This is a genomic window from Acuticoccus kandeliae (assembly GCF_003073115.1).
On record NZ_QBBV01000007.1, the window covers coordinates 1 to 16,279 of the forward strand.

12 protein-coding genes are annotated in these 16,279 nt (G+C 57.9%); 5 read left to right on the forward strand and 7 right to left on the reverse strand.

The window, feature by feature from the left end; all coding sequences use genetic code 11:
* Window positions 1-394: 394 nt before the first annotated feature.
* From DBV35_RS28820 to rfbB, 4 genes are all read right to left on the reverse strand, one after another.
* Entirely contained in the window at window positions 395-1,234 is an 840-nt protein-coding gene (locus DBV35_RS28820; protein WP_108663885.1) for a hypothetical protein, read from the reverse strand.
* Window positions 1,235-1,424: 190 nt separating this feature from the next.
* Entirely contained in the window at window positions 1,425-2,411 is a 987-nt protein-coding gene (gene galE / locus DBV35_RS28825; protein ID WP_108663886.1) for a UDP-glucose 4-epimerase GalE, read from the reverse strand.
* Window positions 2,412-2,661: 250 nt separating this feature from the next.
* Window positions 2,662-3,747, reverse strand: coding sequence for a replication initiator protein A (locus DBV35_RS28830; RefSeq protein ID WP_108663887.1), 1,086 nt, complete (start codon window positions 3,745-3,747; stop codon window positions 2,662-2,664).
* Between the two features lie 259 nt (window positions 3,748-4,006).
* Window positions 4,007-5,065 carry a dTDP-glucose 4,6-dehydratase gene (rfbB, locus tag DBV35_RS28835; protein ID WP_108663888.1) on the reverse strand — a complete coding sequence of 353 codons (1,059 nt, stop codon included), beginning with the start codon at window positions 5,063-5,065 and terminating at the stop codon, window positions 4,007-4,009.
* Window positions 5,066-5,637: 572 nt separating this feature from the next.
* On the opposite strand from rfbB, the gene DBV35_RS28840 reads away from it, so the two are divergent.
* The 5 genes from DBV35_RS28840 to DBV35_RS28855 all read left to right on the forward strand — a co-directional run bounded on the left by DBV35_RS28840 (window position 5,638) and on the right by DBV35_RS28855 (window position 11,374).
* The gene (locus tag DBV35_RS28840; RefSeq protein WP_108663889.1) at window positions 5,638-5,955 is read left to right on the forward strand and encodes a hypothetical protein; all 318 of its coding nucleotides are present in this window, start codon (window positions 5,638-5,640) and stop codon (window positions 5,953-5,955) included.
* Window positions 5,956-6,094: 139 nt separating this feature from the next.
* The gene (locus tag DBV35_RS28845; protein WP_211100075.1) at window positions 6,095-6,823 is read left to right on the forward strand and encodes a sugar transferase; all 729 of its coding nucleotides are present in this window, start codon (window positions 6,095-6,097) and stop codon (window positions 6,821-6,823) included.
* A gap of 124 nt (window positions 6,824-6,947) precedes the next feature.
* Window positions 6,948-8,327: an O-antigen ligase family protein gene (locus DBV35_RS28850; protein ID WP_157962062.1), complete on the forward strand. Its 1,380-nt coding sequence runs from the start codon at window positions 6,948-6,950 to the stop codon at window positions 8,325-8,327.
* Window positions 8,328-8,401: 74 nt separating this feature from the next.
* The gene (locus DBV35_RS30440; protein WP_157962064.1) at window positions 8,402-9,034 is read left to right on the forward strand and encodes a hypothetical protein; all 633 of its coding nucleotides are present in this window, start codon (window positions 8,402-8,404) and stop codon (window positions 9,032-9,034) included.
* 48 nt (window positions 9,035-9,082) lie between these two features.
* Entirely contained in the window at window positions 9,083-11,374 is a 2,292-nt protein-coding gene (locus DBV35_RS28855; protein WP_157962065.1) for a GumC family protein, read from the forward strand.
* A 54-nt stretch (window positions 11,375-11,428) separates the two neighbouring features.
* On the opposite strand, the gene DBV35_RS28860 is transcribed toward DBV35_RS28855, so the two are convergent.
* From DBV35_RS28860 to DBV35_RS28870, 3 genes are all read right to left on the reverse strand, one after another.
* A protein-coding gene (locus tag DBV35_RS28860) for an IS3 family transposase (protein ID WP_425428504.1) occupies window positions 11,429-12,593 on the reverse strand; the annotation gives its coding sequence in 2 pieces (ribosomal slippage) (window positions 11,429-12,341 and window positions 12,340-12,593; 1,167 coding nt in all).
* Window positions 12,594-12,794: 201 nt separating this feature from the next.
* The gene (locus DBV35_RS28865; protein ID WP_157962066.1) at window positions 12,795-14,936 is read right to left on the reverse strand and encodes an acyltransferase family protein; all 2,142 of its coding nucleotides are present in this window, start codon (window positions 14,934-14,936) and stop codon (window positions 12,795-12,797) included.
* Between the two features lie 184 nt (window positions 14,937-15,120).
* Window positions 15,121-16,224 carry a hypothetical protein gene (locus tag DBV35_RS28870; protein WP_157962068.1) on the reverse strand — a complete coding sequence of 368 codons (1,104 nt, stop codon included), beginning with the start codon at window positions 16,222-16,224 and terminating at the stop codon, window positions 15,121-15,123.
* Window positions 16,225-16,279 lie beyond the last annotated feature (55 nt).

Consider the following 16,279-nt stretch of genomic DNA (forward strand, 5'->3'; position numbering starts at 1 on the left):
ACAGGCCTCATTCGCCTTCCCCTTCGGTCCCAGATCGGGGACCGCACCTCCCCTCCACGCGTGATGGCCGCGCCATGAGGACACGGCGCTTCTTCCCCTCGCAGCGACTTGCTGTCAGCTGACAACATCGGCTTCACCTCGCTGCGGTGCTGAAGTCCGCGCCACTCTCCGCTCGAGTCGCCTCGACGCCAATCCACGCGACGCTGGCGCAGCTAAAGCTCGCCGACGCGGGCACTTCCACTAAGCATCTTCGTGAAAAGGCGTCCGCTTCCCTCTCCACGCATAACGGCCGCGCCACGAGGACACGGCGCTTCCTTCCCTCGCGGCGACTGGTTGTCAGCTGACAACACCGGCTTCACCGGGCCGCGGTGCGCAAGCCAGCACTGAACCAGCCTCAAGCCGCCTCCGTGCCCGTCCCACGGCGCAGGCGCAGGTAGAGCGCGCTCACGATCGCCGTCGACAACAGATAGGCCGTGAGGAGGACCACGATGCGGGCGCCGGGGAGGGAGGCGGCGACGAGGATCGCGATGCCGATGTGACGCGTCGCGCAGGCGATCGCGAGCGCCGTGCGGTCCTTCGGGTCGGGGCCGCCGAGGACGTGGCCGATGAGAAGGGCGAGGGCCGTGAAGAGGGGGAGGGCGAAGAGGGAGGGCCAGCCGACCTCGAGGAGCAGGCGCCCGTGCAGGAGGAGGAGGCCGAGCGCGCCGACCGCGAGCGCGATGCCAGCCGCGGCGAGGATGTCACCGGAGAGTTTTGCCCCGATCTGGGGGAAGCGCCACCGGAACAGCATGCCGAGAAGAAGCGGCAGCACGAACGCCTTCGCGATCGCGGCCGCGACTTCGCGCGGGGCGAGCTCGAGGGAGAGGCCGTAGACGGGCCCCAGCATCTGGAGCCAGAGCGGGACGGCGACGACCGCGACGATCGAGGAGGTCGCGACGAGGCTCAGCATGTAGGACTCGTGGCCGATCTTCATGAGCTTGCGCGGGAGCAGCGGCGCGCCGGCCGAGACCGCGAGCACCAGCACCGCCACCTCCACGGCAGCCGGCAGGCTGAGCACCATGAGGAGGAGGAAGCCCGCGGCCGGCACCGCGACGTACATCGCGAAGAGCGCACGGGCGAGGCGGGCCGGATGGCGCCACAGATAGGTGAGGTCGGCGAACGTGGAGCCGAGGCCGATCGCCAGGATCAGCGCGATGACCGAGACTTTGAGGCCGAGAAGCAGAAATGGGGTCATTCCGGTTCAAGCCCAAGACAGGGAAGCGTAAACCGACATTGGCTCTAATTTTACCGTCGGTATAGAAAATTCTTTTATAAATTGGATCCAATGCATCGTCGATACGGATTTGATTACATCAAGAGTCCATGCTGACTACACGAATTTATTTTATCATTTTATCATGTATATTAAAAGAATAATTCTCGCTCTATGAGCAAACTACCTTAAATCTGTGATGAGAAATCCACGACCAAGCATCACTTATTATTGTATCTATGTCACTTCTCTTAGCGATCCAATTTATTTCCGATTTAGCCAAATTTGAATTGGCATACAATACTGGAGGATCGCCCATACGGTTATTCAAAATTCTGGTATTTATTTCCTTATTTGTAATAAATCTGGCCCTATCGATGATTTGATTTACAGAATAGCCACACCCAGATGATAAATTAAAGGATCGAAACTCACCGAATTTGAACGAAGTCAAGGCTGATACATGGCCGTTCGCGAGATCAGACACATGCACATAGTCTCGTACGCATGTTCCATCTAGAGTTTTATAATTAGAACCAAAAACATTTACATAATCTCGAATACCAGAAGCGACTTGAAGTACAGATGGAATCAAGTGTGTTTCTGGACTGTGCTCCTCGCCAACATCACCATCGGGATCGGCTCCCGCCGCATTAAAATAGCGAAGAGCTACGGCAGCTAAATTAAACGCTCTGGCATAGTCACCAAGCATTTTCTCCGCCATGAGCTTCGAAGAACCGTATGGATTGATCGGATCAGTTAAGGCACTTTCATCAATAGGTATTTTTTCCGGTATACCATAAACTGCACAGGAAGAAGATAAAATTATCTGACCAACTCCAGCATCTTTCATCGCATCTAGAACGCTAAGAGTCCCTAAAACGTTTGTTCTATAGTAGACGTCAGGCCGAATATTACTTTCACCAACGGATGATAAAGCGGCAAAATGAAGTACAGCCTCTACCCTGTGACGTCGCATCACATCAATAAGAGCGGCCCGATCAAGGAGATCGCCATACTCGAATGGGCCCCACTTCACAGCCCAGCGGTGTCCCGTGCTTAGGTTATCGAACACAATAGGCTCATGCCCAGCGGCCGCGAGCGCCTTCGAGGTATGGGCTCCAATAAAGCCAGCTCCTCCAGTGACGAGGATGCGCATCCGATCTCCTTAGACCTTATTCAAGAACAGTTGCAATTCATTTAGAATAAACCATTCCGACGCTCGCTAATTATTAAATAAATCGAACCTGTTTTCGAATGAAAACTCGAAACAAGGTTGCTTCAGAAAGCTTCTTCCTAGACAATCCTTGATATTCAACCATATTTATTGACCAGAGCATCTATGGACGGACATAGACGGAAATATGTCGGCCGCGGATTAGATGGAATTGCCGGTGGAAGGCAATCCTTTAATTCGGATCCCCGCGCCGCTCGTAGAAGCGGGCGCAGAAGGCGATGAAGGCGAGGTCGCATTTGCGCGGCGGGGCCTTGGCGCTCGTCTGAAGCCAGGCCTTCCATTCGGCCTCGATGAAGTAGGGGTCCCAGCCGGGGGCGGCCTCGCGCGCCGCCTCGTAGGTCTCGCTCTCGAGGCGGATCTCGTCGATCCAGCGCGGCATCGCGGCGAGCTGCTGCATCGTGTTGCGGTTGAAGAAGCCCACCTTGTCGGCCTCCTCGTCGAACTCGATGCGATAGTCGGGGAGGTGGTCGCTCGCGGTGATCTCCTTCAGGAGATAGCGGAACTGCTTGAGGGGGCTCTTGGAGCCGGACTTCTTGTGAAGGATCTCGACCGAGCAGCGCCACTCGGCCTGGACGCCGCAATGCTTGCGGGCGAGCTCGTAGAGGCGCCGCTCGATCGGCTTGCGCAGGCGGAAATAGTCCGGGTGAAGGGTGAGGACGTCCTGCGCGCGGATCGCCTGGAAGACCCAGTCCGAGAGCTTCACCTCGCACCAGAGGAGCCGCCCGTCGAGCCCGTGCTTGCGGCGGATCGAGGCCGCGTCGATGAGGCCGAAGGTCGAATATTCCTCCTCATCGCCGGCGCGCACATTGGTTGAGATGCGCGTTCCGGCGAGCCGATCGAGCGCCTCGGCGAGCGCGGCGTAGTCTTTCCCCGCCGTACCGCGATTGGTGAAGACCAGTAGATCGCGCGAACTGATCCGCACACGCTGAGACACCGCCTCGCCACGGTTCAGCTTCGCCATGATCTGCGAGATGCAGTAGATCAGGATATCCTTGTCGTAGATCGTCGCGAGGCCCTTCACACTCGGCGTGATCTCGATCCAGTTCCCGTTGTGCTCGTAGCGTCGGATCGACGTCTCCGGCTTCTTCGACAGCGAATAGAACGGATGCTCCATGTGCTGGACGAGATCCTTGAGGACCGCGTCGGCGACGTCGCAGATGAAGAGATCCTGCTGGGGGTGTCGCTCGGGCAGGAGGTGACCGATTCCCCGGTCGGAGAAGAGGTCGTCGTCGGGCTGATTCGGGGTTTCAGTGACCATGATGCAAATTCGGGGTTTTAGTGACCGTCGTCAAGTCTTCGGGGTTTCAGTGACCGGGGCTCGGATTCGGGGTTTTAAAGACCGGGATTCGGGGTTTTAGTGACCGAGATTCGGGGTTTTAAAGACCGAAAGTCAAAAATCAGCCGAAATTTCCGAATGATCCCAGCGTGTTAGGGGAGGGGTGATTCCCCTTAACACTAGTATTAACACCTCTATTAACACCCGACCGCGCAAAACGCGGTCCGAAAGCGGCCTTCCGTCAGGCCGGAAGACGCACGCCAAGGCGCTCACCGGCATAGTGTTTTTCCCGGATCGGCCGCCACCAGGCCTCGTTCGCGAGATACCAGTGGACCGTCTTCTCAAGCCCGGTGTCGAAGGTCTCCCGTGCCTTCCAGCCGAGCTCGGTCTCGAGCCGCGTGGCGTCGATCGCATAGCGCAGGTCATGACCCGGCCGATCGGTCACGAAGGTGATGAGATCGTGACGTGAGGCGTTCGCCGGCGCCACGCGATCGACCGTGTCACAAATCGATCGGACGACCTCAAGGTTCGAGCGCTCATTTCGACCACCCACATTGTAACAGCGGCCGGGAATGCCTTTGGTGACGATGAGTTCGAGCGCTCGCGCATGGTCATCGACATAGAGCCAGTCGCGCACATTCTCGCCGTTGCCGTAGACAGGCAGCTTTTCACCGTGAAGCGCGTTGAGGATCATCAACGGAATGAGCTTCTCGGGGAAATGATAGGGGCCGTAATTGTTCGAGCAGTTCGAGAGAACGACCGGGAGCCCGTAGGTGCGGTGCCAGGCCATGGCGAGATGGTCAGAGGCCGCCTTCGAGGCCGAATAGGGCGATGAGGGCTCGTAGGACGTCTCCTCGGTGAAGAAGCCGCCCTCCAGCGGCAGGTCGCCATAAACCTCGTCGGTCGAGATGTGGTGGAAGCGGAAGGCGTCGCGCTTTTCGCCGGGGAGCTTCTCCCAGTGGCCGCGAACGGCCTCGAGGAGCTCGAACGTGCCGACGATGTTGGTGCGGATGAAATCGCCCGGGCCGTCGATCGAGCGGTCGACGTGGCTCTCGGCGGCAAGGTGCATCACCGCGTCGATCGCCTCGGCGGCGAGGAGCTCGGAGAGGAACGCACGGTCGCAGATGTCGCCTTTGACGAAACGATAGCGCGGGCTGTCCGCGATCGCGGCGAGGGACGACAGGTTCGCCGCGTAGGTCAGCTTGTCGAGATTGACGACGGCATGGCCGGTGTTCTCGACGAGGTGCCGGCACACGGCCGAACCGATGAAGCCAGCGCCACCCGTAACCAGGATCTTCATGGGACGCGGGGTCCTTTCACATCACGCACAGCCCTCCCGTCGGGAGGCTTCCGGGGCGGACATTAGCCCAACCCGGCCGGATATGGGGGCGGGATTCGTTTCCGCACCGGCGAAGCAATTTTGGGCAAGTTGGGGGCTTGGGAACTGGCTAAAAATTTCGTAATAAAATTATAGATTGTGTAACCGTTGCAATTGAATTGACCGAATTTCGCGAGTTTCAGGGCCATTTGTACCGCTGCATTTCGATGTCACGTTTTCGGCACAAAAGTGCATGAAGTGCTCAGGGTTAGAGGATGATTTCGCTTATTCCTCTGCTGACGCTGGATTTCTTAAAGTTGTCCCCTATACCAAACTTTGGAAACCGGCTTACGGTACACGATGGATGAGTGCAGAATTGTCGCTCCACGCCCTGGAATGCCCCGGCCATGCCATGAAACGGCCACAACCCATGGGCAAATTGGAATTAAGCGATTGACGCCGCTTAAAGTTGCGTGTTTTTTAGTCCTGTGTGCACCGCAGCAAGTTGACGGCCGAACCTACGTCTCTCAAGGCGTCGCGACAGGAGAGCCAGTGTGAAGAAGTTTTTGAGAACGTCCTGCGCCGGCCTGATGGCCTTCGCGCTCGCCTTCTCCGTCTTCGGGATCGAAGCCGCGAACGCACAATCGTTGTCCCGGATTTCCTATCTGCGTCAGGCGTTTGGCCCATCGCAGAGCCAGAACCAGGAAAGTCAGTCGCTCTTGCTCGGCAATCGGACCTCGCTCTCGTGCCGCCGCATCATCTATCGCCCGGCGCACTGTGACGAGCAAAGCCCGTCGGCGACACCCATTCGAAATGTGTTCCTTGCGGCCATTATGTATTTCTTCGCCTACCGCCCATTAACTCAGGGGTAGTTGTTGCCCCTTTCCGGGACAGTTCTTTCTTAAGCGTATGCGTTGAAAGGTACATCTCCGGGGATTTCGTTCCCGGAGTGAGTGACGGTCTTTGTTTGCTGACCAGTTTTCTTGCCGCGAGCGGTGATCTGATCGGCGAGTGCAGGCCTTCAGTTGGTTCAACCAACTTGGGACGAAAATGTCGGTAGCTGAGCACACGTCGATCGACCTCCTTCTGGATGCGGATGATTTCGCCTCCCCCGCACAAGGACGGTCGTCGGTTAGAGCCTCTAAGGAGTCGCCATCCTTTTACTGGGTCGGCAAGCGTGTCTTCGACATCACCGTCTGCATCCTGCTTCTTCCCCTCCTGGCGCTCCTCGCCCTCGTCCTTCTCGTCATCAATCCGATCTGGAACCCGGGCACGCTGTTCTTCACCCAGCGGCGGATGGGCCGGCATTGCGTACCGTTTACGATCTTCAAGTTCCGCACGATGACGGCGGCGCCGGAGGTGGCGCGCGGCCCGGAAGACCCGGTCGAGGCAGACCGCATCACGCCGCTCGGCCAGTTCATGCGCAAGACGCGGATCGACGAGATCCCGCAGATCCTCAACGTGCTGCGCGGCGAAATGAGCATCATCGGCCCCCGGCCGGACATGTACGAGCATGCCGTCCGCTTCCTCGAGACGGTGCCGCTCTATCATTGCCGTCACCAGGTCCGCCCCGGCATCACGGGCTTCGCCCAGGTGACAACCGGCTATGCCGAAGGCTCGGCGGTCACGGCCGAGAAGGCGCGTAAGGACCGGATCTATATCCGGACCGCGTGCACCCGGATGGACGCCATCATCCTGGTGCGGACCGTCCGCATCATCTGTGCGAGCGCCGGCCGCTAAGCCACACCCGTCCCGCAAGGGGACGAAAATCCGTTTAAGTCTCGGCCGGCCTTATGGCGAAGCAGGCATTGCCTCCTGTAACGTCCCACCCAGTGATTTGGTCGGTACCAGGAGTAAGCGACGCGTGAAGCGCCCGAAGGTGGCCAGACCGGCGCCCCCGATCGTTGTCGCGCAAGGCTTTCTCGGCTGGGCTGCGCTCGTGGTCGCGGCCTTCAACGCCGTTCCCCTCGGCGGGAACTATCCGCTCGGCTGGCTGTGGCTCGCCCTCGCGAGCGCGATTCTGTTCACGGCGCAGCTCATCCTCGACATCGTCGAGCGGCCCAAGTGGCCGGCCCTCGCGGCGCTCCTTCCGGTCGTCGTCCTCTATCTGATTGCCCTCTGCTGGGGGGCGATCCAGCTCTCGTCTTCCGTGCCGGAGGCGTGGGTCCATGAAAGCTGGCGGGTCGTCGGCGTTCATGGCTCGATCGCGATCGATCCGGATTTCGGCCGCAACGTGCTCGCGCGCCTCGCTGCCTACGCCATGCTCTTCTGGGTGGCCGTCCGGGCCAGCGCCGATCGGCATCGCGCGCGGAGGTTCGTGGCCTTTTTCGCTGTGTGGTCGGTGATCCTCGCCGCCTACGGCATCCTGACGATCTTTGTTGGCGCGAACTGGCTAGCGGGAACGCTCGATGTGAGCGGTACGCTGACGTCGACTTTCGTGAATCGAAACTCCTACGCGACCTATGCTGGTTTTGGCCTTATTGCCAACCTCGCGATGATCGCGTTGAGCTTTGAGGGGTTCAATGAGGCTGACTACGAGACCAACGAGAAGCTAACGAGGGCCATGCTGGAGAGGCTGCTCGCTGGCGCTTGGTTCTATACATTTGGCACAGTGATGGTGGCCGCCGCATTGATCCTCACCGTCTCTCGGGGTGGCATCATCGCGACATTGGGGGGCACGGCCATCTTCGTCCTCACGGCGTGGCGCTTCAGAGGGCTAAGCTTGGCCGCGGTCGCACCTGTCGTGATCTTCGGGGGTCTTATACTGGTCTACGTGGGGGCGCTCGGACTCTCAGCGCTATTCGGGAGATTGCTCAATGTTGGTTCAGAGGCCCGTTTCGTCGTCTTTCCCGCGATTATGGAAGCCATTCTTGAGCGCCCTCTTCTCGGCTATGGTCCGGGTGGTTTCGAGGATGGGTTTCGCCCATTCGTTCCCGAGGGGGTAGCAACAGGCGAATGGAATTACGCCCACAACACGTACCTAGAGAATTTTTTTGATTTTGGGATTCCGGCCAGCCTGATCTTTTTTGCCGCTCTTGGCTTGATTGGTTTACGGTTGCTCAATGGGACACAAATCCGCCAGCGTTCAGTGCCCATTCCAGCGTTTGCCTTGGGTGTCTTCGCGGTCGCCACACTCCACAGTGCGGTCGATTTCAGCCTTCAGATGCCCGCCACCGCGGCGATTTTCGCCTTTATTCTTGGGCTCGGCTGGTCACAGAGTTTTTCCAGCCGGGGCATGGTATGACGAAGGCGAAAAGCGCGGGTCGGCGCCGCGAACGCAACGGCTCGCTCAAAAAGGCAGATGGACGATTGTGACTGATGCTGAAGCTGAGACTCTTTCTCCTGAGCTTGTTCAAGCCCGTCTTTCTTATTTTTGCGGTCATTAACGGCCTAATGCTCGTGGAAAACATTCCAGCAGCCAACTCGTCTCTGCGCGTGACCGACGCCGCTGGCAACTGGCGCGTTGATGATGGTGCAGCGCTATTGGAAGGCAACGCTTATCTGCGCGAGCAATCCTACGAGCATCTGAGAGCGGCCGTGGAAAGTGGTGAGCCCGACACAATTCTGGTTGCTGTCGAGGCCGCCCGCCGCGGGCTCAAAGCCGCACCCTCTGACGTGTACGCATGGACGCTGCTCGCTTGGGGGCAAACGATTCTTGAAAACGACGTCGAAGCGCAACGTGCGCTGAAGCGATCCTGGGTTCTTGCTCCTTACAGCGGCCCTCTCGCGTTGGATCGCGTTCTTATGTCTGCCGCTCTGGGCTACTTCGATGCTTCGAAGAGTGATCCCGCAGTCAAAGCGGCGATACGTCGGGACGTCCGCTCCCTAGCTAAGAGCAACCCTCGCGCGGTTCAGGAGCTTTTGAACATCGCACCAGAAGCGGCATCGACCATCGAAGCCGTGCTCGCCGAAGAGGCGAATGAGATAGCATCAGAAAATTCGGCTTTATAAATGACAGTCCACCATTGCCGTCGCGTATCAATTGATGGACGGAAGTGAATGAAGATCACCTCGGGTTATCCGGCTGAAGCGTATCCGATCAAGCCTCTAGAGGACGCCGAAGGTGGAGATGATCTTCACCTTCGTAAGGTATTTACTCTACTTTGGCGTGGAAGATGGATTATATTGATTGGAGCTACTGTAGGATTAGTGTTGGCGGCTATATATGTTGCATCTATTAGGCCAACATTTACAGCAGTTGCAACGGTTCTTTTTTCGCCAGAGGAGAAAAATATTGTAAATATACAGGATGTACTTGAGTCTTCTCGAAGTGATGGCTTGCGGAATCAGATAGAAATACTAAAATCGACAGCCCTTATGGCTCGAGTAGTTGAAGAGTTGAGTCTTCATAGAACGCCGCAGTTTAACCCGTCTCTGAGCGCTGAGAGAAGTCTTTTTGATCAAATCAAGTCAATATTTGATTTAACTAATCTGGTTCCATGGACATTCCTTGCGAACATCGGTGTGGTAAGTCTTCCGGAGGAAGGGGTTCTCGTCACCGAAGAGGAGATAGAGAGAAGGCAGGTGACGGTAGCGCGGAATATATTAATGAATTCCGTTGAATATGTTCCAGTTCCTGATTCGAGAGTTATACAAATAAAGGTTACGACAAGAATTCCTAGCCAATCATCAAGAGTGGCAAATGAAATATCGAAGCAGTATATAACTGCACGTCTTGATGCTAAATTAGCCGCAACTCGGGACGCGACCCGCTGGCTCAACGAGCGAGTAGAGGAATTGCGAGGCGAACTCGAGGCCGCTGAAGAGGCCGTAACGAGGTCTTCATCTGAAATCACAGATCGTGTGGGTCAGAGTTCGGCCGTACTTCGGCAGCAACTAGCTGCGCTTAGCGAAGGGTATGCCGACGCTTCGGCAAGACGTTCGACAGCTCAGATTCGCTATCAACGAGCTATCGATGCCTTGAAAGACACTAACCGAATTGCTGCGCTCGCCGAATTTCAGAACTCCGATATGGTTACACGCTACCGCACTGAAGAATTGGAGCTTCTCAGCGAGCGAGCGACGCTTGAAAAGCTCGTTCCGGAGGGGCATGAACGCCTCAACGCATTGGATGCGCGAATTACGAATGCGCGTACCAATATGAGGAGCGAAGCTGAACGTGTTGTTGGTGCGCTGGAAAGTGAAGTCGCTATCGCCTTGTCGGAAGAGAGTGAATTTGAAGCAAAGGTTCGTGCACTTGAAACTCGTATTCAAGAACAGGAATCTTCTGAAATCGAGTTGCGTCAGCTTGAACGTGAAGCAGATGCTAGCCGTTTAATATATGAGAATTTCTTAGGGCGTCTTAAGGAAACAACTCAACAAGAAAAACTTGAAGAAGCCGACGCGGTTGTTCTCTCTCCAGCTGAGCCGCCGGCATGGGCAGACAGTGCCTCAAAAAAACGTACTCTTGCTCTTGGAGGGGTTGTTGGGGCGCTTGGTGGCCTCGGTCTCGTCATGCTTCTTGATCGGCTGAATCGGACGTTTCGTGGCTTCGACGAGCTCCAAGATGCCACAGGATTGCCGCTGCTTGGCGCTGTACCATCTATTGGACGCAGCGCCACGCGAAGCGATGTTGTCAACTATGTGCTTGACAAGCCTACGTCACACTTGGCGGAAGCCATACGAAATATGCGAACGAGCATACTTTTTTCGAAGATCGATGATCCCCCTAAGGTGGTAATGTTGACATCGACTGTGCCGGAAGAAGCGAAGTCAACAACGAGTCTTTTGCTCGCTGTTACGAGCGCACAGATGGGTAAATCGGCAATAATTGTCGATTGCGACCTTCGGAGGCCGTCATTGCACACCGGTCTTCAAAATAATAGCGATGATATGATCGGGCTTAGAGATGTTCTAGAGGGAACTGTTGCGCTTGAGGATGCTTGCTACCAAGACGAAGATACTGGATTATCCGTACTTACGAGTCACTCTGAAGCATCAATGGCAACGAATGCGGCAGATATTTTGGCGTCGGAGAGATTTGCATCAATAGTCAGAAAGCTTCGTGAGCGATTTGATTTAGTTATCCTCGATGCGCCGCCGATTTTATCGGTAACTGATGCGCGAATCATATCGCCGCACGCAGATGCAGTTCTATACTGTGTTAGGTGGGATCATACGCCGCGTGAAGCAGTTGCCGAAGGGTTGCGGGAGTTGTCCTTGGTTCATTCGAAAATATCGGGAACTGTGATGACACGCGTAGATTCCGATAAGGCAAATAGTTATGGATATAGCTCTTACGGAGCCAGTTACTATCGATCTGGATATAACAATAAGTACTATGAAAATTGAAATAATTTTATAAATATCGATTATTTAGATGATCGAGGTGACCTTTCCCCTCGATCATGGCCGCGCTGAGCTGGAATTCTCCGGTTGGTTGTTTGCGGTGAGCGCTGGCGCGGAGCCCGCAAGAGGCTCAAGCGACGGCGCGGCGGTGAGGCTGAGAAACTCCTTCGGTGAGAGGTATCCGAGCGCCGAGTGGGGGCGTTCGGTGTTGTAGTTGTGGCGCCAGGCCGTGATCTCCTCGCGGGCATGACGGAGCGAGCGGAACCAGTGCAGGTTTAGGCACTCGTCGCGGAGCTTCCCGTTCAGGCTCTCCACGAAGGCATTCTGGACGGGCTTGCCGGGTTCGATGAAGCGTAGGCGGACGCCGGTGCGCTCCGACCAATCGAACATCGCCCGGCTCGTGCCCTCGGGCCCGTTGTCGAGAACAATCTCCCCGGGCAGCCCGAACCGTTCGCCGAGCTCATCGAGATAACGGGCGACCCGGGCACCGGAGATCGAGAGGTCTATGATCTGACCCGGGCAGAAGCGGCTGTGATCATCCACGATGTTGAGCACGCGGAAGCGGCGGTCATCGGCGAGCTGGTCGCTCATGAAGTCGAGGGACCACCGCTGCATCGGCCGCTCCGGCACCTGCGGAGCGATCCGGTCCCGGCGCGGCAGCTTCCGCCGCCTCTTCGTCCGCACCTGGAGACCCTCGGCGTTGTAGAGCCGCCAGGTGCGCTTGCGATTGATGACCAGTCCTTCCCGGCGCAGCATGGCGTGCAGCCGGAGATAGCCGTAGCGACGGTTCTCCGAGGCCAGCACGCGCATCCGCTCAAGCACGGCTGTGTCGTCGCGATCGACCGACCGGTACTGTTGCACCGATCGCGCGAGGCCGACGATCCGGCAGCTCCGCCGCTCGCTCAGGCCCAGCTCGGTCATAAGAAAGCCCACGGCTTTGCGCTTCGCCATGGGCTCACCAATGTTTTTGCAGGAGTTCCTTCATCGCCGACATGTCGAGCATCTGGTCGGCGACGATCCGCTTCAGCCGTGCGTTCTCGGACTCAAGATCACGGAGCTTCTTCGCATCCGACGCTTCCATGCCGCCGAGCTTCTTGCGCCAGGCGTAAAAGGTCGCGCTCGAGATGCCGTGCCGGCGGCACAGCTCGTCGACCTTCGCCCCTGCCTCGTTCTCCTTGATGATCGCGATGATCTGCTCATCGCTGAACCGGCTGCGCTTCATGGGACATCCTCCTTCGTCCATTCAAAGGTGGAAAATCCCACCTCGCAATGGCCCGGATCCCGGGGAGAAGATCACACATACCGGCGCGTCTGGGCACCGAGCCCCGACTACGTCAGCTGAACGAGCACCTCTTCCGCAGCCTGCCGACCGCTCGGCTCCTCATTGAGGAATGGTGGCTCGACTACAGTCGCGGGGGCAACGTCATCGACAATGTCTTGTCCTGGTTCGCTGAGCGAGCGACGGGTTCAGAGTCGGTGTTGCGTTTCCGCGCACGTTGTCCAGGCACTCGCCGGCTCTCGTCACTGCCGTCTCGTCAGACGCCAGGCCGCCAGCGTGATCGAGCGCATCGCGAACCGCCGCGACGAGGTCGGGAACAAACAGCCGTGCGCCGGTGCGCGAGAGGTGGTTGTTGTCGAAGTAGTAGGCTTCGTCCTGATCGGCGTTGATGCAGCGCCCAGGCAGGCGTGTATTGCACAGGAAGTCCTCCGGGTGCACCCGGAACAGGCGCGGGCTGTCGATCCTGTCGAACGCTTCGAACACGTCCTTTGTGCGTGCCTGATAACGGGCGTAGTCCGTCGAGACGGTGAACACTTCCTTGTTGCGGAAATAGGCGACCTTCGCAGCGAGCTGCGGCACATACCATCCAGCCTCTGGAAAGGGATAGAGCAGGACAACCGAAAACTCGTCGGTTAGCCTTGTCAGCTCTTCGGTGATTCCGGCGAGCATGCGTTGTTGATTGGTGTCGCCCGCCGTCGCGTCGCCGCCGGTCCGCTCGAAACGGACGCCGTCTCCGATCTCCACCCCGCCTTCTCCGTTGTCGAAGGGCTCGCCGGAGACATAGAACGGAAACCGGGAGGTGATGACGAGCACTTTCGCCCCGGTCTCGCGGGCGTAGGCGATCATGTTGTCGTTGTAGCCTTCGCAGTCATAGCCGACCGGCATGTCGAGATGCTTGAAGCCCCGCAGGCCAATGCAGCCGCTGTATGTCACGGCATAGGACGATATCCCCACCTTCTTGAGGGCGATCTGCGCATCGTAGGACATCGCACCGGAATGGCTGTCGCCGATGAACACCACGTCGGCGTGCCCGTCGACGACGAAATCATCGCATTTGGGCGCCGGATGCTCCGGCGTGGGATGGCCGCCGTAGAACGCGCAATTATCTCCGTTTTCAAAGGGGTTCTTGTCGTTGACGAAAGCTGCGAGGTGCTTTGCGCGCTCCGACAATCGGCTTGGAAACCCGTCGGCGAAGTTGCCGACCAGCCCGATCACGGCCAGCCCTACGAGCGCCGCGAAACTGCCACCGAGGATCTTCGCCCGCGGGATTGCGAAGAGTGCGCCCCCCTTCCGGAAGGGCTGCTCGACGAAGCGCCAACTCATGTAGCCGATCCCGAAGGACGCGAGCACGGCACCCAACAGCAGGGCTTCGGATGGCGAGGGAATGCTGCGCAGTCGCGCGAAGGCTAGTAACGGCTGATGCCACAGATAGGTGCTGTAGCTGATCAGGCCGATGAACACCACGGGCCGGAGCGAAAGCACCGCCCCCGCCCAGGTGCGCTGCGACGCGAAGACCACGATCAGCACGGTGCCGAGCACCGGGGCAAGACCGAAAACCGACGGCATCGGCGTCTTTTCGGTAAACACCGCCATGGACACCGCGAGCACGATGAGGCCGAGACCGGCCAGGACCTCGTTGCTGCGCGGACCATAGAGCCTGAGGAAGATCGCCGCGAGCGCCCCGAAGCCAAGCTCCCAGGCGCGGAACGGCAGGAGGTAGAAGGTCGCCCAGGGGAAGTGCCGCCAGCCGTATTCGGCGAGCGCGATGCTGGCCGCCGTGATGAGCGCAATCGTCAACACCGTCCAGCGCCAGCGCAGGTGGGCGAGGCCGGCGAGCATCAGTGGAAAGAACAGGTAGAACTGTTCTTCCACCGACAGCGACCAGGTGTGCAACAACGGCTTTTCCGCCGAACCAGCGAGGAAATAGCCCGCTTCGGTCCAGAACAGGATGTTGGACGAGAAGATGCTGCTGGCGAACAGCGACTGCCCGAAATTCCTGAGTTGATCCGGCATCATCCACAGCCAGCCGAACACCATGCTCGCAAGCATCACCACGACGTAGGCCGGAAGAATGCGTCGGAACCGCCGTTCGTAGAAGGTCAGCAGGGAGAACCTGTGCGCGGCGATGTCGTCGAGGATGATGGTCGTGATCAGATAGCCGCTGACTACGAAGAACACGTCCACACCGAGGTAGCCGCCCTCGAAGAAGGGAACCCCGGCGTGGAACAGAACGACGGGAACGACGGCGACCGCGCGCAGCCCGTCTATTTCCGGCCTGTATTTCACCTGTCGGCCCCAAAGGTCAGAGTGCTTTGCGTTCGATTTCGATCTTGCCGCCACGCATCCTCAACCGCGAAGCCTTCGTTGGTCGATGCCCGGGCGCCGTTCGCCAGGGGCAGATCTGCATGATCTGCGATGGTCGGTTTCCAGGTCGGCATGTCCACTCGCCGCCCGACTTACAAGACCGGCTTCATTGGCGTGCACAGGTCCTGTTCCGGCCGTCGCGCGACGCATGGTAGACTAGCCAGACTGCGGCCAGAATGAGGATCGACCACGCCATGTTGTAGAGATACGGCCTTTGTAACAGCAACAAGAGCAGGCCCAGCGACGTGTAGCTGTTTCGGAAATTCTGGCGAACCGCCGTGCCGGCGAGCCAAAACAGCAAGACAAAATACGGCAGGGAGATGAGAACACCATAGCCGTACACAATCGAAAACGGGTTGGAACTCTGATCCTCGGCCTTGCTCAGTTGCGTCGAATTTTTTGTACCCCGCAAAAGCATGTCGTCGTCGACGATCGAGAAGAACTCGTAGACCTGTCTGGATCTGTTATCGCCGCTCAGACGCCCGTCTTTCACCTGTAAACGATCGCTGTAAAACGTGTCGACGGTCATGGAGACCAGGTTCGACGGGGCGACAATCGACAGGACCATAAACGCGGTCAGGAACGAGCCAAGTATCAAAATACTCTTCTTGTGGTGCGCCTTCGCGGCATTCGACGTCACGGCATACAATGCCGCTAGCGCCATACCTGCAAGCGAGCCGGTGAACACCAGGAGAACCACCAAAGCTGTGGTCAGTTTCTGGTTCTGCCGCAGCGTGTCGTTGAACATCGTTATCACGCTCACATACATTACGAACGAACCGGGCTCATCGAATATCCCGGATGGTCGAATGATGTTGCCGATCGTTGCGAAAGAGAATGTTGTGAGGTACAGGTGCGTCGTTCTGTATCCGACCTGCACATCCATAAGTCGCGCGCCGCCGACCGCCGCATAGATGATCCCGACGACCCCGCCAACAAGCAGGGCAAGGGTGAACCAACTCACGGCGCGGAGCACGCGGGGCTTGCCTAGGCTCATGTACAGCTGTCGTCCGACAATGACCGCAACCGCAAGCGAGACAGCCATGAGGGTCTGGCTGAAACTCTGGGAGAGGACACTCGCCAAGGTCCCCGTCAACGCGAGTAGGAGTACGACAGAAGGAATGGTCTTGTGAACCTTGAGCCGGTTCGCGAATAAGGATGCGGCGAGGACCACTGGAACAAACAGTGCGAAAGCGGCCCTTTCGTCCATACCCAGGATGCCTCGGGCAACAGCTGACGGGATGAGCAACAGGCAGACTAGAACC